The following is a 21,922-nucleotide window of genomic DNA, read 5'->3' on the forward strand; positions in this document are numbered from 1 at the left end:
CGTCAGCCTGGTTCAATCCATTGGAATTCCGCCATTTTGCGCTTATGGCCCATGACGACGGAATGCCACGGTCTGTCACGCGACGCGATTTTCGGCGATTTTGACGTCGCGTGACAAGTGTCTTGTTCGAGCGGATAGTTGACGCATGTCCTGGGGCATGGTTGACGCCCCCATCAAACGTAATCCCATCAATGAGGCGAAACACGGAACAAAAACCAGGCCACATCTCAGGCGCGCCAGTATGCCGCAAGTCCACTGGTTGCCAATTGGCAACCAACATGCCAGTGCAATGAACGCATGCCACTGCGCATGCGGCACCAGGGGAAGGCAGTGAAGTCGGCCGTGGAAGGGACGGGAGTGGAACCCATCAACGCTTTATACGCTTGTATGCTTTATAAGACGGACCGCCAGCTCCCTGTGACCGCTGTATGCAGTCGTCACAGGGAGCTTTAGCAGTCCAGCTGTCACAGTCCGGGAATCAGCCCGCCTGGAGGATCGAGCGTCACGTAGCCCTCATCAAGGTCGATGTCGGGCACGATCTGATCGACGAACGGCACCAGCGCCGTTGATTCGGTCACTTCACCGGTTTCGGGGTCGTGAACCGGATTCGCAAGACGCACTTTCAGCAGCGACTGGAAGCCGTCAAGCACATCGACGATTCGCCCCACCACCTGACCGGTCGGCAGACCGAGGCCGTTGCCTTTGGCAAGGCGTACCTCAAGTCCGACCAGATCCTTGGGATACCAAGCATCCTCGTCGAGCATGTCCTGCGGATCATCCGCTTCGCCGTATAGGTCGATGCCGGCGATCGCCTCGGAGGCGTTGCGATCGTCCACACCCTCGAATTTGACGATCCATCGGCCGTTGTGGGTGCGCGAACGTTCCACGGTGTATTCGACGTCGCCGTCGGCGGTGCACAGCGCGGAACCGGGAGCGAACCGATAGTCCGGCTCGTCCGTGAAGGCGAAGACGTTGACATCGCCCTTGAGACCTTGTGCGCGTCCGATACGACAGACCCTCAGCAACTCGCGCTGCTGAGGGTCCTCGTCATGGTGTTGATGCTCCATGCTGTGGCTCACCTGCGCACGTCCATGATATCGACGCGCACCTTGTGATCGGACAAGGCCTGAATCACGGTACGAATCGCATTCGCGGTCCGCCCGTTGCGTCCGATGACACGGCCGATGTCCTCCGGATTCACGCGCACGCGAAGCAGTTCGCCGCGCGGATTCTCATGGGACTTGACCGAAACGTCATCGGGAAAGTCGACGATGTTCTTGATGAGGTGTTCCACAGCCTGTGCGAGCATGATCACTCAGCCTGCGCTTCCTCAGCCGGGGCCTCCTCAGCGGCGGCTTCAGCGTTCGCCTCAGCCTCGGCCTTGGCCTTGGCGTCCGCCTCGGACTTCGCGGCCTTGAGCTTCTGGGCCTGGGCCTCGACGGCCTCGACGCGAGCGGCGGCATCCGGGCCGGCTTCGGCGGTCTTCAGGGTGCCTTCGGCACCGTCGAGACCCTTGAACTTCTGCCAGTCGCCGGTGATCTTGAGCAGGTTGAGCACCTGCTCGGTCGGCTGAGCGCCGACGCCGAGCCAGTACTGAGCGCGCTCGGAATTGATCTGGATGGTCGAAGGCTGGGTGTTCGGGTTGTACGTACCGATCTCCTCGATGGCGCGGCCGTCACGCTTGGTGCGTGCGTCCATGATCACCACGCGGTAGTACGCGTAGAACTTCTTACCCATGCGCTTCAGACGAATCTTGGTTGCCAAGATGGCTCTCCTTATATATGTAAGGTGTGGTTTCGGTTTGCATTGTGGGGCGCAGCTCGCCGAGCCCACGTGTTCCTCACAAGGCCCGGGAGTAGAGGGCACCGAGTCTTGCGAATAACCGTGCCATTATAACGCCTTCCCCGGATGCGCGACACGCCGCGGCACGCATCCGTACTGGCGCGCATCCGTACTGCCGCGCAGACGCACAGTCGCAGACCCATACTGCCCCATACTGTCTCACACTGCCTCGCAGATTTCGAGATGCGTATCCGCCATGGAAAGGTTGCGATCACCTTGCGTTTGCCTGACGCTTCTACGCTCGGCAATGGCAGTCCATGAGTAGGAGGAGGAATCATGACTGAACCCAACGCCGTCGACGTGAGGAAAGGGAACGTCGGCGATGATATGACAATGGCGGCCGGTGCGATGCCGCCGACGGAACGCAAATCCAACGATCGCAAATCCAACGATCGCAAATCCAGGGAACGCAGATCGTGGTCGATGTGGCGTCGTTTCGCCGCTGCGGCCGTGGCCTTCGCCACCACCGCTGCTCTCGCGACCGGTCCGTCGGCTGCATTCGCCGACGACCGTACGCCCGTCCCGCCCGAGTTGCAGGACGGACTGAACGCTCTTGAAGTCAAGCCGAGCAGCGCGGATGCCGCAGCCAAGGCGTCGCGCTCGGGCAGCGATGCAGCCGCATCCGCCGCGCAACCGTATTCCGCGACCCGTTCCGCAGCCAAAGCCGTCGATGGCATGGTCCTCGACCAGAACGGTGCCGCCATCGTCAACAATCTGAAGATCACCGATATCGCTCCCGGACTGCGCCACTACGAATTCGAGCGCATCAACGCCGATGGCCGCCAGCCGATCAACATCCTCAAGGCGACCATCGGCAAGGACACGGTCTCGATGAAGTACCTCAAGCCGCAGACCGTCAGCGGTCCTGGCGCGACCGTCACTGACATGACCGATTCCGCAGGTGCCGTCGGCGGTGTCAACCTTGACCACTTCGACATCAACAACAGTGGTGCGTCGGGCGGCTGGGGCGTTAGCGGCGGTCAGCTCGTCAAGTCCGGCGACCCCGGCAACGATCTGGCGATCGCTCAGGGCACGGATGGGCTTGCCCGACTCGTCACCATGACGCTCAAGGGCTCGGCCAAGGTCAATGACGGCGATTCGATCACGATCAACCGCCTGAACGTCGCCGTTGCGAATGACGGTGACGTGGTGCTGTTCAATGCGCAGTGGGGCGCCTACAATCGCGGCCGTTTCCTTAATGGTCGCAAGGGCATCGAGGTCACCGTCGGCAAGAACGGTGCCGTAACGGCCGTCGGTGAGCCGACCGAAGGCCAGCTTGCCGAAGGCGTGCAGACGCTGGATGCGCTCGCCGACTCCGATGCGGGCCGTGCGCTCGGCAAGGTCAAGGTCGGTGACAAGATCGCCATCTCCTACGATTTCGACCGCTCGATGGGTGATCTCACCGAGGCTGGCGGCGTGTGGCAGAGCCTGCTGAGCAAGGGTCAGGCGGTCGCCTTCGACCCGAACGATGCGTTTGCCACCGGCCGCAACCCGCGTACGATGCTCGGCGTGAGCAAGGACGGCAAGACCGTGTTCTACGTGGTCGCCGACGGCCGTGCCAGCAATGCGCTGGGCATGAACTTCAGCGAGGAGATCGATCTGATGCGCGATCTTGGCGCGTGGGACGCCGTGAACGTCGATGGCGGCGGCTCCTCGCAGATGAACGTGCGCGAGCCCGGCGACGAGAAATCGAGCGTGCAGAACCAGCCTTCGGATGGTCATGAGCGTCTTGACGGCGACGGCATCGGATTCGTGCTCTCCAAGGCGAGCTCCGGCAAGGCCAATGGCATCGCGGTCGCGGCCGCATCCTCAGATGCGAAGGCGCTGCGCGTGTTCCCCGGTCTGCATCGAACACTGATCGCCAAGCCTTTCGATGAGGCGCGCAACGCGGTCAAGACCGATGTCGCCTGGGCCGCCGGCGCGCCCAGCGGTGCCGACGCGGCTGCGGGCAACGCGGCTGCGGGCAAGGTGAGCGTCAAGGCTGATTCCGCGAATGCGAACACCGCAGAAGTCAAGGGCGAGAAGACCGGAACCGCGGCAGTTTCCGCATCCGCCTCCGCCGGAGCCGCGACAGGCACCGCGAACGTCGAGGTCCTTGGCGAACTGAGCCGCATCACCGCATCCGACAGCGCGCTGTCGCTCATCGCGCGTGACCAGTCGGCCACGCTTACGTTGATCGGCCACGATGCGAACGGCTTCGCGGCGCCGATCGAGGCGCGGGACGTCAAGATCGAAGGCAACAAGGACGATCTGATCCGCATCGAAAAGCCGGTTGACGGCTCGCTCAAGCTTGTGGCCGTCGGCGACAGCGGTAGCGAGACGCTTACCTTCTCCGTCAACGGTCACAAGGTGCAGGTTGCCGTCACCGTCGGCTTGGTGGATAAGCCGATCGTGACCATCGGCGACGTGTTCGAGCGTGACAATTGGCATGTCAGCGGTTCACGCTACAAGAGCGCGACGCTCGAAAAGGCCATCGGTCGCGACGGCAAGACCGAAACCGGCGAAAAGCTGACCTACGACTTCTCCGGCGTGACCGCCACGCGCACCGCCAACACCTGGCCGAAGGGCGAGGGCAAGGGGTATCCGATCCCCGGCCAGCCCAAAACCATCAAGGTGTGGGCGAAGGGCAGCGTCTTGGCCGGGAACAACCCGCAGACCTACATTGCCTTCAGTGACGCCGAAGGCAAAATGAAGTACATCTATGGTGATCGCCTGAGCAACGATTGGGCGCAGCTGACCTATCAGATTCCCGAAGGCACGGCCTATCCGATCAAGCTTGAAGGCCTGTCGATCTGGGAGACCGGCGAGAACCAGCCGGTTGGCGAGGCATGGTTTGACGATCCGACCGCGCAGATCGCTCCCGATGTCGAACTGCCTGCTCGTCAGCTTGTTGAGGATCATGTGGTGGTTCGTGAGTCGGGTGTGACGGATGGGAAGCCGCAGCGTATTGCGATTCTGTCGGATGCGCAGTTTGTGGCGCGTGAGCCGGATAGCGTGCAGGCGAATGGTGCTCGTGCCGCGCTCAGGGAGATCGTGGCCGCGAAGCCGGATGCCCTGTTCATTGTGGGTGATCTGGTGGATGAGGCGTCCGAGGCGGATTTCCAGCTTGCGAAGCGGATTCTTGACGAGGGGTTGAAGGACGCGGGTTTCCCGTGGTATTACGTGCCGGGCAATCATGAGGTGATGGGCGCGTCGATCGACAACTTCAGGAACGCGGCGCTTGGCGGGTTCAAGGGCGCGACGAGCGGACACGTCGATATCGGCGGCACGCGGTTCATTGCGTTGAACACGGCCGACGGGTCGCTGTCGAGTGATTTCGCCCAGGTCAGGATGCTGCGTGACCAGTTGGATGACGCCGAGTCGAACAAGGCGATCAGCGGCGTGGTGATCGTGCAGCACATGCCGATCGATGATCAGAACGTGCCGCAGAACTCGCAGCTGGGCAATCGTCTGGATGCCGAGATGGAGCGCGAGTGGATCTCGGATTTCCGCGCCCGGTCGGGCAAGTCGGTCGCGATGATCAACGGGCATGTGGGTGACTTCTACGCGAAGCGTGACGACGGCGTGTCGTATCTGGTGAACGGCAATTCGGGCAAGACGCCGACCGATGCGCCGCAGGGTGCGTTCGTGGGCTGGTCGATGGTGGGCATCGATCCGTCGAAGGGCGGTTGGAGGGCGGCCGGCAAGAGTCTTGCCGACGGCAATCCGGACTGGTTTGTGGCGGAGACGAGGGTGCGTGCGGCCTCGGTGTCGCTGTCGCCGGTCAATGGCGGTGAGAAGCTCGAGCCCGGGCGGAGTGTGGCGATCCGGGGGACGGTCCGGCAGTATGCGGATGCGAAGCCGATCGATATCGCGTGGCCGATGAGCGTGGCGTGGTCGGGTTCCGCGAACCTGCATGTGGGCGGTGTGAAGGATGCGCCGGCGTCGGCTGCGGCCGTGCTGGATCCGACGACGGGCGTGCTGACCGCGCTGCATGGCGGCAGGGTGCGCGTGACCGCCCGGATCGGCGGGGTCGAGTCGAGCGTGGACGTGACGATCGGCAACGCGCGTTTCGCTGCGGCCAAGCCGAGGGTCGGCGGCGAGGCGAGGGTCGGCTTGCGGCTTACCGGGTCGCTTGGCGACTGGGCGAGGAACGCTGATGTGGCGTGGCAGTGGCTGCGTGACGGACGGGTGATCGCGGGTGCGACCGGTGCCGTGTACACGCCGGTCGCCGCGGATGAGGGGCACAGGCTGGCTGCGCGCGCGACGGTGAGCCGGGAGGGCTATGACACGGCGACGGTCGAGTCCGATCCGACCGCGACGGTCGTCGCCGCGACCCAGCCTGGCAACCCGGGGCGGCCTGGCGGCAACCCGGGCGAGTCCGGGCAGCCGGGCGGCAAGCCGGGCGAGCCCGGTGATCAGCCGGGCCAGCAGACCACGCCGGACGGTGGTCAGCACGGTGGTCAGCAGACGGTTGGCAAGAGGCCGAACAAGGGCCAGTCGCAGGACCGGCTCGGTGCCACCGGCTCCGACACCGCTCCCGTGGCGCTGGTTGCGGCGGTCCTGCTCGCCATGGGCGTTGCGGCCGGCCGACGCGCCACTCGCGCCTCCCGGTCCGACCGCCATCAGCGGTAATACGACCGTCAGCGGTGGACCTGACCTCCATTGCATGAATCCCCATGATGCAGGGTTCCTCGCATGATGTAGGCAAATACGCATGATGTAGGGAACGCCTCATCGCGCTGGTTGGCAAAATGGCGGAATTCCGCCGTTCTGCCAACCTTGGCGTTTGGCGTATCCCTACATCATGGGAGATTCCCTACACGGTGGGCGCTTCCCTGCGTGGTGGGGGCTTTGTCGCTATATGCGCAGCGTTGCGATGAGTGCCAAGTGGTCGGAATCGTTGATGACGACTGATGTTGTACGCGCTGCAACGGGTTGTGTCTGTGTTGCGGGATCGGTTTCGGCTGGTGCCGCAGAATGTGGTGCCTCCGGTCGTGGTGCTTCCGGACCTAGCGCTTCCGATCGTGATGTTGTTGACTGCGATGTTTGCGGTTGCGATACCGTTGCATGCCGAGTCACTCTCGGTGCTGAAGTCGTCGGCGCGGCGATCATCACATGGTCGAGTTCGAGGCGCGGCCAAGGCAGCCAGCGAGCGAATGTGTTGGTGTGCCCGTGCGCCAACTGGAGTGTCGTGTCCTGGAATCCTTCACGCAGCAGTTCGCGCCAGCTCGGATGGTCGATGGTCGCGTTGAGATCGCCCATCGCAATGATCGAGCCGTATCGCGCGTAGTCGTTTCGTGACATGGCGATCAGTCCGCCGAGTCCGCGTATGCCCGCCGACCATTCACGGCAGCCTCGCATTGGGGATTTCGTATGCACCGACGCGAACGTCAGGCGCATGGTGCGCATACCGGCGGTATCGCCGCCACCGGCTGCACTGCGTGCAATGATGGTAGCGTCGCTTCCTGTGGTGGTGCTGGCGGTATCGCCCCGGCTGCCGTCCGCCGACCGTTGCATGAACAGGCGATCTGTGATTTCCAGTGTTATCGCTGGTACGTCGGCGGCTGGTATGTCGATGATGCTGTGGGTGCTTGCGACCGGTCTGATTGCCGACCATATACCGTTGAATCCGCCGTTGTCGGTGCGTTCATGCGATTCGCCGAGCTGACGGTAGGGCAGGAGCTGCTGCAATCCCGCCTGTTCCAGCCGTTTGACCAGATCGTCGGTCATCTCCTGCAAGGCGAGTACATCGACGTGATGGTCGCGTACCTTGGCGACGATGTCGCTGGCATCCGCACGGCCATACCGGCAATTGAGCGTCATCGTCGTCACCGTTGCACTGGCGGACTTGACCGGCGGGATCGCGGTGGAGGAACCGTCATGCTTTTGCAGGGGGTGCAGCCAATAGCGCAGATGACGCAGTCGCGCGGCGAGCAGGAGTGCCAATGCCACTGCCAGCGCCGGCCAATTGCGCATAACGGCGGCAAGGATTGCCAGTGCCGCTGCCGGCACCCACATCAACGGGATCAGCGCGATCATATATGGCAGCGGCATATGAGCGTCCGCGCCGGCGGGCAATGATCCGAGCGCAATCCACAGTGCCAGAATGACCAGGCAGGTCCATATCAGCCAGCTCAATGTACACCTCCATACGCACAATACGCGTAATACGCGTAATACGCGCATTCAGACATATGCGCAGTCTAGCGTATGACACGCATGACGATGCTCGGTGAGCTGATTCGCCAAACCGACCGGTTGATGCGGACCTGTGCGGGCTGGGTGTGACGCTTGAAGCTGAAGTCAGTCAACAGCAGTCTGAACAAGGAATGCCGCGTCTTGTGCGCTCTTGAGCGCATTGCGGCGCGGCATTCTGTAGTATTCATCCAAAGCAGCGGCTCAGGTGAGCCATTGCTCAGCCGAGCAGACCGGACAGCCCCTGACCGAAGTTGGGCGGAAGCTGGCCGCCGTTCGCGTCCAGCACGTCCTGCAGGCCGGCCGGAAGCGCGGGATTCTGCGGCTTCTTGGCGAATGCCGATCCACCCGTGGTTCCCGACGACTTGCCGGACAGTCGATCGCGCAATGCCTTCTCCTCGGCCTCGCGCTTCATCGGGTTGCCGGAACGGCTTGCCTTCTTGCCTTTCTTGGCCTTCTTGGCGTTCTTCTTGCTGGCCCCCGGGCCGCCGAAGCCGGGAATGCCGCCGCCCATGCCGCCGCGGTTCGACATGCGGCGCATCATCTTCGCGGCCTGCTCGAACCGCTGCAGCAGCGCGTTGACCGCCGAGACCGTATTGCCAGAGCCGTATGCGATGCGAGCGCGGCGCGAACCGTCGATGATCTTCGGATTGCGTCGTTCGGCCGGAGTCATCGAGCGGATGATCGCCTCGGTGCGGTCGATCTCATGCTCGTCGAACTGCTCCAGCTCCTTGCGATGCTGGGCCATGCCGGGGATCATGCCGAGCAGCGACTTCATGGAGCCGAGCTTGCGCACCTGCTGAAGCTGATCGAGGAAGTCGTCGAGACCGAACTCTCCCTCGGCCATCTTCGCGGCCGCCTTGCGCGCCTCCTCCTCGTCGAACTGCTTTTGCGCCTGTTCAATGAGGGTGAGGATGTCGCCCATGTCGAGGATGCGCGACGCCATGCGATCCGGATGGAAGACCTCGAAGTCCTTCAGGCCCTCGCCGGTGGATGCGAACAGGATCGGCTTGCCGGTGACGGATGCCACAGACAGTGCGGCACCGCCTCGTGCGTCGCCGTCGAGTTTGGAGAGCACTACGCCGGTGAAATCCACGCCCTCGTCGAACGCCTTGGCGGTCTTGACCGCATCCTGACCGATCATCGCGTCGATGACGAACAGGATCTCGTTGGGGTGCACGGCATCGCGAATGTCGCGCGCCTGCTTCATCAGAGCCTCGTCAACGCCCAAACGGCCTGCGGTATCGATGATGACCGTGTCATAGAGCTTCTGGCGAGCGAAGTCGATCGAATCGCGAGCCACCTTCACCGGGTTGCCGGTCGTCAGACCGGGCGCGGATACCGCGTCTCCGCCATCGGACTGCACGCCCTTCTCGGGGGCATACACCGGCACACCGGCGCGCTCGCCGACCACCTGCAGCTGCGTCACGGCGTTCGGACGCTGAAGATCGGCCGCCACCAGCAGCGGAGTGTGCCCCGAATCCTTGAGCCAGTAGCCGAGCTTGCCTGCGAGCGTGGTCTTGCCGGCGCCCTGCAGACCGGCGAGCATGATGATCGTCGGCGGATTCTTGGCGAAGTTGAGCGGACGGTCGACGCCTTGGCCGAGAACCGCTGTCAACTCCTCGTTGACGATCTTGACCACCTGCTGCGCGGGGTTGAGTGCCTTGGATACCTCGGCGCCCAGAGCGCGCTCGCGCACGCGGCCGGTGAAGGAACGCACCACTTCCAGCGCCACATCGGCGTCGAGCAGTGCGCGGCGGATCTCGCGGATGGTGCCGTCGATGTCCGCCTCGGAAAGCTTGCCCTTGCTCTTGAGATGCTTGAACGCATTCGAGAGTCGGTCCGTCAAAGAACTAAATGCTGCCATAATGCGAACCAGTCTATCCATGGGGGGTGAAAACCGAGCGTTGCGAACCGTCAGCCATGGGCTGATCGCAGACCGGTCACGGGTCGGTCATAGATCAACCATAGGTCGGTCATGGGTTGGCCATTGGTCAGTATTACGTCGGTCATATGAACGCGATGCAGCTCGCTACCGCAATGCTGTCTCCTTCCACGGGTCGATGAGCGTGACACCGGTATGCTCGAAGTCCCTGACGTTGCGGGTGGCCAGCATGACTCCGCGTGATCGGGCGATTGCGGCGATCATCGCATCCTGCACGCTGATCGGTCGGTCGATCGTCTCTCGGTGCGCTCGAATCTGCGCATAGTCCAATGCCGAGGTGCCGTCGAACGTAAGGATGCGATCCATGAACGGCATGAGCGCATAGTCCACGGTCTTCGCCAGTTGACTTCGGCGGCGACCCCTCGGCATGCGGCATATGCCGTCGAACAGCTCGGCCGTGGTGATGGAGGTCGTGGTCAGCTCCTCGATGTTGACATGCCGCATCCAGGCGATGACATTGGGGTTTGGCCGTGGCCGCAGCGTTTCGCTGATCACGTTGGTGTCCATGATGATCACGATCCGGCCTCGTCTCGCTCATGTTCGTCCTGATCACGCTCATTGCGACCATCGTCGAAACCGACCTGCGGTCGTTCTTCGGCATGATTGCGGCCCTCATCGGGCAGTTCGTCTGCGTCGAATCCCGCGATTCCCTCGTGCGCCATGAAGTCCCGAAGGCGGTCGTAGAAATTGGACTGTTCCATCTCGTGCCGAACGATTCGCCCCGCGACGAAATCCTCGATGAGCGATCTCGCCTCGGCCTCCGTCGAACGATTGTTGGCCTTGGCCGATGCCTTGAAAGCCTCCAGAGTCGCGTCCTCCAGTTTGCGGATGGTGAGTGTTGCCATGGGGTGCCTCCTTCTAGTTTGTAGTCGCTTAATACTCGCTATGCGATCGCTATGCGCGATCGCGATATGCAGTCACAATATGCTGTCAAAATGCCATCAAATCTGTAATCAAAATGCTAGCAAAGTGCCCTGACTGCGACATGCCGGACGACGCGCCGCATTGGCGTCTCGCGGTATTGGGCACAATCGCGCGACATGCACAATCGGCGTTTCAGCTCAGGACGGAACTCCGATTCGGGGGGTGCCGGTACACTAAGGGGGCAAACTATTCCGCAGATTTTCTCAGATGCCTATGCTGTATTGAAATTTCTTCGGACACCACCTATACGCAGACTGCCGTGCGCCCCGTGAGCCACCGGGCCAACGCAGACATGCCGTGCAATATGGAAGGCCCACACATGCCCAATAACAAAACCATAGAACGAAAGGCCCTGCTTGTCGGGACCATCGTCAACGTCGTTCAGGTCGCGGCCGGCATGGCCGTGTTCTTCATGACCGGACTCAAGGCGCTGTTCCTTGATTTCTCATTCACCACGATCTCGGTGCTGTCAGGCATCGTCGCCGTGTATCTCTCCTCGCGCACTGTGCGCACCACCGACCGATTCCCGAACGGACTGTTCGCGCTTGAGCCGATCTATGCGATCTGCAAGGCGATGTTCACGCTCTCGCTGCTGCTGTTCTCGCTGATCGACGTGTCTCAGGTCGCCTACGACTATTTCGTGCTGGGGCAGGGGCAGAAGATCGAGACCGGCCCGGTGGTGATCTACGAGATCGCCATGGTGCTCATCTGCCTCGGACTATTCCTGTACTATCGCCGCGAGAACCGTCGCATACGCAATTCCAGCGTCATGCTGGACGCCGAGTGCAAAAGCACGCTGGTCGATGGCGCGATGTCGTTCGGCATCGGCGTCGTCGCCGTGATTCTGCTGTTTCTGCCGGACGGCGGCGCGCTTGGATTCCTGCACTACACCGGCGATTTCTTCATCACCGTCGCACTGGTGCTGTTCACGATCAAGGAGCCCTTCAGTGTGCTCAAGGAGGCGTTCGTGGAATTGGTCGGCGGCGTGCATGACGACGACGAGACCAACGCCTTCGTGGAGGGCGCGGCACAGCGTCATCTGCCAAGCAACACCGAATACGAGCAGACGCTGATCTTCAAGACCGGCATGAACTACACGGTCGACGTGTATCTTGCGGGTACGGGGGAGACCATCGACGTGGAAAATCTCGTCGAATGCAAGCGTTCGCTGGAAAGCGAGCTGAAGAAACGCCTGCACATCGTGGATGTCGATTTCGTATTCGACTGAGCGTGCCTGCAATTGAGGCTTGGCCGGCTGGCGTTGTCTGACATCAGCTTTTGCCTGATATCAGACAACGCCAGCCAATGACGCGTCAGCCTGATCGAGTCTGATCGAGTCTGATCGGCTACTTGAGGCTCCAGGTGGACCCCTGCGGGCCGTCCTCGATCATGATGCCAGCGGCATTGAGCGCATCGCGAATCGTATCCGCCTTCGCGAAATCGCGCTCCTTGCGAGCCTGCGCGCGTGCGGCCAGCTGCTCGGCCACCAGCGCGTCGAGCACCTCATGCTCGCGCGACTCGCCGCCGTCCTCGCCGGCTTCCGCAGCGCCGCCGCCAACCCACGGCTCGGCGAGCGGGTCCAGACCCAGCGTGTCGAGCATGGCTCGCACCGACACCAGCACGGCGCGCACCTCGTCGCGCGCGACCTGAGAATCCGCGCGGTCGGCAAGCTCGCTGAGCAGCGTGTTGCCGGAGCGAATCGCCGTGAAGATCGCCGCAGTCGCGCCTGAAACATTGAAATCATCGTTCATGGCGGCGGTGAAATCAGCCGGCAGCGCGTCCGCGCCCATCGATTCGATCTCGCCGCGATCGGGCTGCCCGCCCAGCGCGACGCCGGCGCGTTCGATGAAGTTCGCCACGCGATCATAGGCGGCCTGCGCCTCGACCAGCGCCTGATCCGACCATTCCAGCATCGAGCGGTACTGCACCGAACCGAGCGCGTAGCGCACCACCCATGCCGAATGCGCGGCCAGCACCGAGGGCACGGACAGACCGGTGCCCAGCGACTTCGACATCTTCTCGCCCTTCGTCGTCACCCATGCCGAATGCATCCAATGCGCCGCCGAATCGTAGCCGGCCGCCCGAGTCTGCGCCATTTCGTTCTCGTGGTGCGGGAACCGCAGATCGAGGCCGCCGCCGTGGATGTCGAACATGCCGTCCAGATAGCGGTGGCTCATCGCCGAGCATTCGATATGCCAGCCGGGGCGCCCCACGCCGAACGGCGTCGCCCAGCGCGCGTCGAGCGGATCGGTGCTCTTCGGCGCCTTCCACAACGCGAAATCACGCGGATCACGCTTGTCGGGCGACATGTCGGCCGGATCGACCGGATTGTATTTGTCGCCGCCCGCCGCATCGACGCTCGGTCCCATGCGATCCGCAACCGCGGCAGCCTCGTCGGGTTCTGCGGCAGGCGTGCCGTCGGCGCTCTGCTTCTGATGCGTCAACTCGCCATAGTGCGGCCAGCTGGCCACGTCGAAATACACGTTGCCGGTGGGGTTGCCGTGCTCGTCGCGCACCACGTAGCCGTGACCGTTGGCGATGATGCGCCGGATCAGATCGATCATGTCGATCATGTGACCGGTTGCGCGCGGTTCGTAGGTGGGCGGCAGCACGCCGAGCGTGTCGTACGCCTGCGTGAACTCGCGCTCGTAATGGTAGGCGCGCGCCCACCAGCGCTGCCCGGCCGCGGCGGCCTTGTCGAGAATCTTGTCGTCGATGTCGGTCACATTGCGCACGAACGTGACGTCATATCCCAGACGCAGCAGCCAGCGGCGCACCACGTCGAACGCGACCGCCGCGCGGATGTGGCCGATGTGCGGCGATGACTGCACGGTGGCGCCGCACACGTAGATGCCGACCTTGCCGGGCTTGATCGGCGTGAAATGCGCGACCGCATGCGTGGCGGTGTCGTACACGCGAAGGCCGTCCGCCGCCTTGGCGACGGTGGCCGCGGTACCGGATACGCTGCCAGACGTGCCGGCGCCAGACGTGCCGGCGCCAGACGTTTGGGAAACATTGGAATGAAGCGATTCGCGAGGCTGTGTCATAGTTCGAGGGTATTCATGTTCGCCGACAATGCGCGCTCGTCGGCGCATCGGCACGTATGCTCGCTCAGGGCTTAGTCTGCACCAGCCGATTGCAACGCGGGAATGCAAGCGGAATACAAGCGGGAATGTAAAGAAACGGTGTCGGTTCGTTACGTAGGTGATGTAACAATAGGGGGTATGACGCAATCGCAGGTGCTAATCGTGCAGCATGTTCCGTGGGAGAAGCCCGGACGCATTCTCGACGGTCTTGACGATCTCGGTGTCGCTTCGACGGTGGTGAACATCGCCAAGTCCAAGAAGCCGGATCTGCCGGATTTCGACCAGATGGCCGGTCTGGTCGTCATGGGCGGGCCGATGGGCGCGCTCGACTACGACCGCTATCCGGGGCTCAAGGCCGAGGCGAAACTGGTCCGTGCCGCCATCAGCGTCGGCAAGCCAGTGCTTGGCGTATGCCTCGGACATCAGATCATCGCCACGGCGTTGGGGGCGAAACTCGCCAAGGGCGAGCGGCCGGAGATCGGATTCGCCCCGATCAAGCGCGTGGACAAGCACGGGTTCTTCTCGATGTGGGACAAGCAGATCGACGTGCTGCACTGGCACAACGACGTCGTGGGACTGCCGGCCGGCGCGCAGCTGCTGGCGCGTTCCGAGCACACCAAGGTGCAGGCGTTCCGCGTCGGTTCCGCGCTTGGTCTTCAGTTCCATTTGGAGGTCACGCCCACGCTGTTGGAGGAGTGGCTCGACGAGCCGTCGATGGTCAAGGATCTCAAGGCGGCCGGCGGCTCCAAGGCTCAGCTGCGCGAGGCGTTCGCCGCGTGCAATCCGCAGATTCAGCCGCTGGCCGATCAGGTGTTCTCCGGTTTCGCCGCCCGATGCAACGCCTACGCGCAGACGCTGGGTGCCGCGTCGGCGCAGCCCGCGGTGTAGGCACCCGCTGAGTGCACCGTTGGTCGCCCGCTGGGTAAGCATGCCGCTAAGTTAGTGAATCATGCCGACTTACGATATTGGATTGGAACACGTTTCGCTCGCCTTCGCCACCAAAACCATCTTCACCGATGTGACGCAGGGTGTGTTCGAGGGCGATCGCATCGGCATCGTCGGCCGCAACGGCGACGGCAAATCAACGCTGCTGCATCTCTTCCGCGGCACGCAGGAGCCGGATTCCGGCCGCGTGACGAAGCGCGGCGGGCTGACGTTCGGCATGCTTGATCAGCGCGATCCGCTTGATGACGCCGCCACGATCCGCGAGGCGGCGCTGGAGGGGCGCGCCGACTACGAGTGGGCGGCCGACACGCGCTCCCGCGAGATCGTCGAAGCGCTGCTCGGCGGCATGGATCTCAATGCGAAGGTCGGCTCCCTGTCGGGTGGTCAGCGCCGTCGCGCCGATCTTGCACGTCTGCTGCTGCACGATTGGGATATTCTCGCGCTTGACGAGCCGACGAACCATCTGGACGTGGTCACCATCCACTGGCTGGCGGAGCATCTGAAGAACCGCTGGTCGCGCGGGCAGGGCGCGCTGCTGCTCGTCACGCATGACCGCTGGTTCCTCGACGAGGTCTGCGAATCCATGTGGGAGGTGCACGACGGCGTGATCGAGCCGTTCGAGGGCGGCTACTCCGCCTATATGCTTCAGCGCGTGGAACGTGACCGTCAGGCCGACGTGCGCGAGACGAAGCGGCGCAATCTGGCCCGCAAGGAGCTCGCGTGGCTGTCGCGCGGGGCGCGGGCGCGGTCGACCAAGCAGAAGTTCCATGTCAAGGCGGCGCGCGAGCTGATCGCCGATGTGCCGCCGGTGCGCAATTCCATCGAGCTCAGGCAGATGGCGACGTCGCGGCTCGGCAAGCAGGTCGTTGATCTGATCGATGTGACGCAGATCTTCGAGAAGCGGCGGGGCGATGCCGCAGACGTTGCTGATATTGCTGATATTGCTGATATTGCTGATATTGCCGATATTGCCGATGATGCTGCAATCGACGATGCGAATGCTGCGGCTGCCGCGAATGCGCCGTCGAACGTGGACGTGGTCAGGCCGATGTACGCCGAGCCGCAGGTGCACGGCTCGCTTGAGGTTGCCGTGACCGACATGGATGATCCGCGTCTGGTGGACGCCGGCGTTCCCGAGGCGGTTGCGGCCGCTGCGGCTGCCGCGCGCGCCGAGGCGGCGATGTCGGATGATGAGCGCGAGACCCGACGCCGCAACAAGGGCGGCGAGACGATCGGCGGCGGCATCGATGATGCGGCGCAGGCCACGTCGGCGGCGCGGCGAGTCGTCGTTTCCGGACGCGAGATTCTCGATGATGTGACCTGGCTGATCGGTCCCGGCGACCGATTCGGCATCGTCGGAGCGAACGGCGCCGGCAAATCGACGCTGCTCAAACTGATCGACGGCACGCTGACACCGACCGCCGGTCGTGTGAACATCGGCAAGACCGTGAAGTTCGCGGTGCTGTCGCAGCGGCTCGACGAGTTGGAGAAGCTCGGCAACTACAAGATCAAAGAGGTGCTGAGCCGCTACAAGCCGAGCTACATCGTCGATGGCAAGGAGGTCACGCCCGGTCAGCTGATGGAGCGACTCGGCTTCGAGTCCGCCCAGCTGATGACGCCGATCCGCGATCTGTCCGGCGGTCAGAAGCGCCGCATGCAGCTGCTGCTGATTCTGCTGGACGAGCCGAACGTGCTGATCATGGATGAGCCCGGCAATGATCTCGACACCGATATGCTCGCCGTCATGGAGGATTTGCTCGACACCTGGCCCGGCACGCTGATCGTCGTTTCGCACGATCGCTATTTGTTGGAGCGCGTCACCGATCAGCAGTTCGCGCTGATCGGCGGGAAGATTCGTCATCTGCCCGGCGGCGTGCAGGACTATCTCGACATGGTCGAGGATCTCAGGAACGGCAAGCCGCTGCCCGTCGACGAACCGGCCTATGGCAGGAAGAAGGGCGGTCGTGGCGGTGCGACGCAGGAATTCGGCGCGTTCGGTGCTGCCGGTGCGGCCGGTGCTACCGCCGGCAATGGGTCTGACGGCGGAGCGGACGGGTCTGGTGCGTTGGCAACGTCTGCGTCGGCATCGTCGGCGAACGGGGACGACGGCGAATCCAAGCTCACTGGCAAGGCGTTCCACGATGCGTCGAAGCGCGTCGCCGCGATCGAGCGCAAACTGGCGAAATTCGAGGAGCAGCAGGCTGATCTTGAGGAGCAGATGGCAGCGCACGACCCGAGCGACTACGAGGGCTTGAACGCGCTGAACGCACAGCTCAAGGCGGTGACCGACGAATCCGACGCGCTGACCGCCGAGTGGATGGAGCTCTCCGAGCAGCTTGGCCGATAGCCGCAGTGCCGCGCGCCCGTGCGCAGGTCCCCGCCACAGCGCGCCTGCGCGCCGCACCCGACTGCGTGACGAAGCTGGCAGGGGGCGAAATCCTCATTATTGAGGAGGCTTCTCCCGTTTGCGTGGAGATGGGACACTGATTGCAGGCCGAGCACAGTAGTGCAATGCCCAGTAGCGCAATGCCCAGTAGCGCAAGTTATTCTCGCAGAAAACCCTGATTTCGAGAAAAGCTTGCGCTGAGAGCCGTGTTTGCGCAAGAGAATCTCGAATTCAAGGTAAATCCCGAGAAAACCTTGCGCTGATTGCTCTGTTAGCGCAAGTTATTCTCGAGCTTGGGGTTCTTCCCGAGATTATCTTGCGCTGCGGGGACTGCGCTGCGGGGACTGGCACGCGGCGCGTTTTTGTGGTGATTTTGTCGTCGTGTGGCAATCCATGTGACAATCTGCGACGATAATCCGCGCGTGGCGTACCGTCCATGTGGCGCGATAAAGAAGAGTTCATGACGCAAGACACCAAGACGAATGACAATCACAAGCACGCGCATCGTGCCGATTCCACGCCCGTTGCAGATGCATCGAGTGCGACCGTAGCCACCGCTACCGTATTCACCGCGGACGCCGCCAGCACCATTGCCGCGCCCGTAGCCGCCGCGAACGCCGTAGCCACTGCAGATGCAACCACGCAGACCACCCCCACCCACGCCACGCCGGTCACGCGCGTATCGACCGCGCAGGCCAATGAAGAACCCGCGCAGGCGCTGCTCAAGGCGCTCGGCACCACGCTGGAGCCGCAGCTGCTCGTGCAGGCGCTCACCCATCGCTCGTTCTCGCATGAGCATCCGGGTGCGCCGAACTACGAACGGCTGGAGTTCCTTGGCGACGCGGTGCTGGAGCTCGTCGCCACCGAGACGCTGTTCGCCGCGCACCCCGACATGAGCGAAGGCCAGCTCGCCAAGATGCGCGCGAAGGCGGTCAGCGAGGAGTCGCTGAGCGCGATCGCCCGCGAGAAGCTGCACGTCAGTCCGTACATTCTGCTTGGCAAGGGCGAAATGGAGCAGCATGGCAATGAGAAAAGCTCGATTCTGTGCGACATCGTCGAATCGTTGATCGGCGCCACGTTCATCTCGCATGGCATCGACGAGGCGCGTCGCGTGGTGCATCATCTGGTTGACGATACGCTTGCCGAGGTGGCGACCGAGGGACCTGCGCTTGATTGGAAGACCTCGCTGGAGGTCAAGGCGCATCAGCATGGCATGGGCGATCCGCGATATCGCATGGCGATCTCCGGTCCTGAATACGCGCAGATCTTCACCGCCGAGGCGCTGATCGGCGACGATGACAAGGTATACGGCACCGGTACGGGCACCAGCAAACGCAAGGCGCAGCTCGCCGCCGCCGAACAGGCGTGGCGCGCGCTCGGCGACTGATCGCTGCGGCTGAGTACGGCGGCTGATCGCTGCGGCTGAGTACGGCGGCTGATCGCTGCGGCTGGCTGCTGCTGAGTGCGGTATCTGGCTGCGTCTGGCTGCGTCTGATTGCAGCGACGAGTGCCGCGACTGATCACCTCGTCCACCCCCGCGCACCTGCAAACATGCCATAGCTACAATATGGGCACTCCCGGCGCATTTCATAGCCAGCCATTACTATGGTCCATCATGGCGATGGGTGGCCGGCGCCAGACGCCACGAGTATCCGCGAAGGCCACCCGCGCGGCCGACTATCGCGCAATCGACAATCGGGTGGAGCGGGCACGCACCAGTGCGGCGCCGTCCGGTCGGCCAGACACATGCGTTGACGAGAGATAATCGAGCATCGGTGCCCAACCATCGATGCTCGGTAAGTGATGAGTGATGGAGTTGAAAGGGATCATGGTGACACCAACGCCTCTTCAGGCATTCAGCGGCGTGCCGAAGGCATCCGCAGGCAACGACAGGCAGACCGTCGTCGACGGCGAGAAGATGACCGGCGCCCAGGCGCTGGTCCGGGCGCTGGAGGATCTGGGCGTCCAGGACGTGTTCGGTCTGCCCGGCGGCGCGATTCTGCCGGTGTACCACGCGATCAACGAGCACACGAAGTTCCGCTTCACGCTGGTGCGCCACGAGCAGGCGGCGGGCCACGCGGCCGAGGGCTATGCGGTGGCGACCGGCCGCGTGGGCGTGTGCATCGTCACGTCCGGCCCGGGTGCGACGAACATGATCACGCCGATCGCCGACGCGAACATGGATTCCGTGCCGCTGGTGGTCATCACCGGCCAGGTCGGCGTCAACGCGATCGGCACCGACGCCTTCCAGGAGGCGGACATCGTCGGCGCGACCTACCCGGTCGTCAAGCATTCGTATCTGGTCACCAGCGCGCAGGACATTCCGCGCGTGCTCGCCGAGGCGCACTACATCGCCCGTTCCGGCCGCCCCGGCCCGGTGGTCGTCGATCTGACGAAGACCGCGCAGGTCGGCGAAATGTACTATTCGTGGCCGCAGCGCATGATTCTGCCCGGCTACAATCCGGTCACCAAGGCGCATGGCCGCGTGCTCGCCGACGCCGCGCGCCTGTTCGCGCAGTCGTACCGCCCGCTGCTGTACGTGGGCGGCGGCGCGGCCCGCTCGAACGCCTCCAAGGAGGTGGCTCAGCTGGCCGAGATCACCGGCGCGCCGATCGTGACCACGCTGCCGGCGCGCGGCATCGTGCCGGATTCCGATCCGAGGAATCTCGGCATGCTGGGCATGCACGGCACCATCGCCGCGACCGCCGCCGCGCAGCGCTGCGATCTGCTCGTGGCGATCGGCGCGCGGTTCGATGATCGCGTGACCGGCAAGCTGGACGCGTTCGCGCCCGGCGCCCGCGTCATTCATATTGACATCGATCCTGCGGAGATCGGCAAGAACCGTGCGCCCGATGTGCCGATCGTCGGCGATGTGGCGACGGTGCTCAATGATCTGATTCCCGAGATCAAGCGGTCGCAGGCGATCGGCGGCCGGCCGAATCTCAAACCGTGGTGGGATTCGCTCAACGCGCTGCGCGAACGCTATTCGATCAGCTACGACGAGCCGGAGGACCAGCCGACCGACGGCACGCTGCAGCCGCAGTGGGTGGTCGAGCAGCTGTCCGCGAAGGCCGACCCGGCGACGATCTGGGTGTCCGGTGTGGGCCAGCATCAGATGTGGGCCGCGCAGCTCGTCGATTTCGAGAAGCCGCATTCGTGGATCTCCTCGGGGGGCCTCGGCACGATGGGATTCGGTCTGCCGGCGGCGATCGGCGCGTCGGTCGGCTCGGCGCGCGATTTCGGCGGCAAGAAGCCGGTGTGGCTGATCGACGGCGACGGTTCGTTCCAGATGACCAGCGAGGAGCTGGCGACCGCGTTCCTCGACCACACGCCCGTCAAGATCGCGATTCTCAACAATTCGGTGTATGGCATGGTTCGCCAGTGGCAGACGCTGTTCTTCGACCATCATTATTCGCAGACGAATCTGCTGGACGGCGAGGCGCACAGTGAGGCCGAGGAGGGCACGCCGGAGTTCTTCGACGTGCCGGATTTCGTCAAGCTCGCCGAAGCCTATGGCTGCGTGGGTCTGCGCGCGTTCACCAAGGAGGAGGCGCTGGCTGCGATCGACAAGGCGAACGCGATCAACGACCGGCCGGTGCTCATCGATTTCCGCGTGTGGAAGGACGCGATGGTGTGGCCGATGGTCGCGGCGGGCGCGTCGAACGATGCGGTCACGTATCGCCCGGGCACGCAGCCGCTGCTGCATCACGCCGACGAGGCCGGCAATGCAGGTGCTGGCAGCGCAGGTGCCGGCAGCGCAGGTGCCGGCAGCGCCGCTGCGGCCGCGTCCCCCGCGGACGGCGCCGGGTTCTGACCGGTTCGACTCGTTCGACTCGCATGAGTCGCATGAGTCGCAGAGTTTTCAGACAGGGCTTGAGTTAAGGAGATTGTGCAATGGCTAATTATCCAGCATCGCAGCCGGGTTCCGCACGGCACACGTTGTCGGTGCTCGTCGAGAACCGGCCGGGCGTGCTCGCCCGCGTGGCGGGTCTGTTCGCTCGGCGCGCGTTCAACATCAATTCGCTGTCGGTATCGCCCACCGAGCGGCCGGACATTTCGCGCATCACGGTGACCGCCGACGTGGAGTCGGTGCCGTTGGAGCAGATCATCAAGCAGCTCAACAAGCTGCTGCATGTGCTCAAGATCGTCGATCTTGACTCCACGACCACCGTCGAGCGCGAACTGGTGCTCATCAAGGTGGCGGCCAACGAGTCGAACCGTTCCGATGTGCTTGAGATCGTGCGTCTGTTCCGTGTGCGTGTGGTCGACGTGAACCCCGAGTCGCTGACCATCGAGGCGACGGGCGCGGAGGGCAAGATCGACGCGCTGTTGGGTCTGCTTGAGCATTACGGCGTGATCGAACTGGTGCGTTCCGGCGCGGTCGCGGTCACGCGCGGGCCGCGTGCGCTGGCTGAGAAGGTGGTCGGTTCTGCGATTACCGGGCGCTGACACGGTTCTGCTTGGCGGTGCCGGCTGATGCCGGTGTCTGATATGGTACGGCCGTCGGCCTGCTGCTGATCATGGGTGATCGGCGCAGGTCGGCGGCCGTTTTCTGTTGTGAGGGTGCGTTGTGAGGGTGCGTTGTGAGGGTGCGTTGGGGTGTGTTGTGGGGCGGGG

Annotated in this window: 15 protein-coding genes; 7 read left to right on the top strand and 8 right to left on the bottom strand. The window is 63.5% G+C overall.

Annotation, left to right across the window (positions count from 1 at the left end; genetic code table 11):
• Window positions 1–464: 464 nt before the first annotated feature.
• Genes rimM through rpsP form a run of 3 tightly spaced genes read right to left on the bottom strand, consistent with a single transcriptional unit; the run spans window position 465 to window position 1,764 of the window.
• A complete protein-coding gene (gene rimM, locus EHS19_RS08575; protein ID WP_151917345.1) occupies window positions 465–1,067 on the bottom strand; it encodes a ribosome maturation factor RimM in 603 nt (200 codons plus the stop codon).
• Between the two features lie 8 nt (window positions 1,068–1,075).
• Window positions 1,076–1,309, bottom strand: coding sequence for an RNA-binding protein (locus tag EHS19_RS08580; RefSeq protein WP_094729693.1), 234 nt, complete (start codon window positions 1,307–1,309; stop codon window positions 1,076–1,078).
• Window positions 1,310–1,311: 2 nt separating this feature from the next.
• Window positions 1,312–1,764, bottom strand: a complete 453-nt coding sequence (gene rpsP, locus EHS19_RS08585; RefSeq protein ID WP_151917346.1) for a 30S ribosomal protein S16 — start codon at window positions 1,762–1,764, stop codon at window positions 1,312–1,314.
• Window positions 1,765–2,118: 354 nt separating this feature from the next.
• Between rpsP and EHS19_RS08590 the strand changes: the two genes are divergently transcribed.
• Window positions 2,119–6,456, top strand: coding sequence for a phosphodiester glycosidase family protein (locus EHS19_RS08590; RefSeq protein WP_151917347.1), 4,338 nt, complete (start codon window positions 2,119–2,121; stop codon window positions 6,454–6,456).
• Window positions 6,457–6,681: 225 nt separating this feature from the next.
• Here the strand turns inward: EHS19_RS08590 and EHS19_RS08595 are convergent, their stop codons facing one another.
• From EHS19_RS08595 to EHS19_RS08610, 4 genes are all read right to left on the bottom strand, one after another.
• On the bottom strand, window positions 6,682–7,962 hold the full coding sequence (locus tag EHS19_RS08595; protein ID WP_175578388.1) for an endonuclease/exonuclease/phosphatase family protein: 1,281 nt from the start codon (window positions 7,960–7,962) through the stop codon (window positions 6,682–6,684).
• Window positions 7,963–8,239: 277 nt separating this feature from the next.
• Window positions 8,240–9,886, bottom strand: a complete 1,647-nt coding sequence (gene ffh / locus EHS19_RS08600) for a signal recognition particle protein (RefSeq protein ID WP_151917349.1) — start codon at window positions 9,884–9,886, stop codon at window positions 8,240–8,242.
• A 165-nt stretch (window positions 9,887–10,051) separates the two neighbouring features.
• Window positions 10,052–10,471, bottom strand: a complete 420-nt coding sequence (locus tag EHS19_RS08605; RefSeq protein ID WP_241677175.1) for a type II toxin-antitoxin system VapC family toxin — start codon at window positions 10,469–10,471, stop codon at window positions 10,052–10,054.
• A gap of 5 nt (window positions 10,472–10,476) precedes the next feature.
• Complete coding sequence (locus EHS19_RS08610; RefSeq protein ID WP_151917351.1) at window positions 10,477–10,809, bottom strand: FitA-like ribbon-helix-helix domain-containing protein; 333 nt, start codon at window positions 10,807–10,809, stop codon at window positions 10,477–10,479.
• Window positions 10,810–11,207: 398 nt separating this feature from the next.
• Between EHS19_RS08610 and EHS19_RS08615 the strand changes: the two genes are divergently transcribed.
• Window positions 11,208–12,116 (top strand): cation transporter, encoded by a 909-nt coding sequence (locus EHS19_RS08615; RefSeq protein ID WP_151917352.1) that lies wholly within the window; start codon window positions 11,208–11,210, stop codon window positions 12,114–12,116.
• A 118-nt stretch (window positions 12,117–12,234) separates the two neighbouring features.
• On the opposite strand, the gene cysS is transcribed toward EHS19_RS08615, so the two are convergent.
• Window positions 12,235–13,935, bottom strand: coding sequence for a cysteine--tRNA ligase (gene cysS / locus EHS19_RS08620; protein ID WP_151917353.1), 1,701 nt, complete (start codon window positions 13,933–13,935; stop codon window positions 12,235–12,237).
• A gap of 177 nt (window positions 13,936–14,112) precedes the next feature.
• Between cysS and EHS19_RS08625 the strand changes: the two genes are divergently transcribed.
• From EHS19_RS08625 to ilvN, 5 genes are all read left to right on the top strand, one after another.
• The gene (locus tag EHS19_RS08625) at window positions 14,113–14,862 is read left to right on the top strand and encodes a type 1 glutamine amidotransferase (protein ID WP_151917354.1); all 750 of its coding nucleotides are present in this window, start codon (window positions 14,113–14,115) and stop codon (window positions 14,860–14,862) included.
• Window positions 14,863–14,923: 61 nt separating this feature from the next.
• Entirely contained in the window at window positions 14,924–17,266 is a 2,343-nt protein-coding gene (locus EHS19_RS08630) for an ABC-F family ATP-binding cassette domain-containing protein (RefSeq protein WP_151917355.1), read from the top strand.
• 757 nt (window positions 17,267–18,023) lie between these two features.
• Window positions 18,024–18,692: a ribonuclease III gene (gene rnc, locus EHS19_RS08635; protein ID WP_241677176.1), complete on the top strand. Its 669-nt coding sequence runs from the start codon at window positions 18,024–18,026 to the stop codon at window positions 18,690–18,692.
• A 441-nt stretch (window positions 18,693–19,133) separates the two neighbouring features.
• A complete protein-coding gene (locus EHS19_RS08640) occupies window positions 19,134–21,119 on the top strand; it encodes an acetolactate synthase large subunit (RefSeq protein WP_151917356.1) in 1,986 nt (661 codons plus the stop codon).
• A gap of 80 nt (window positions 21,120–21,199) precedes the next feature.
• Window positions 21,200–21,754 (top strand): acetolactate synthase small subunit, encoded by a 555-nt coding sequence (gene ilvN / locus EHS19_RS08645; protein ID WP_151917357.1) that lies wholly within the window; start codon window positions 21,200–21,202, stop codon window positions 21,752–21,754.
• The last annotated feature ends 168 nt before the right edge of the window (window positions 21,755–21,922 follow it).

This window comes from Bifidobacterium jacchi (assembly GCF_009078285.1).
GTDB classification, from domain to species: Bacteria; Actinomycetota; Actinomycetes; order Actinomycetales; family Bifidobacteriaceae; genus Bifidobacterium; species Bifidobacterium jacchi.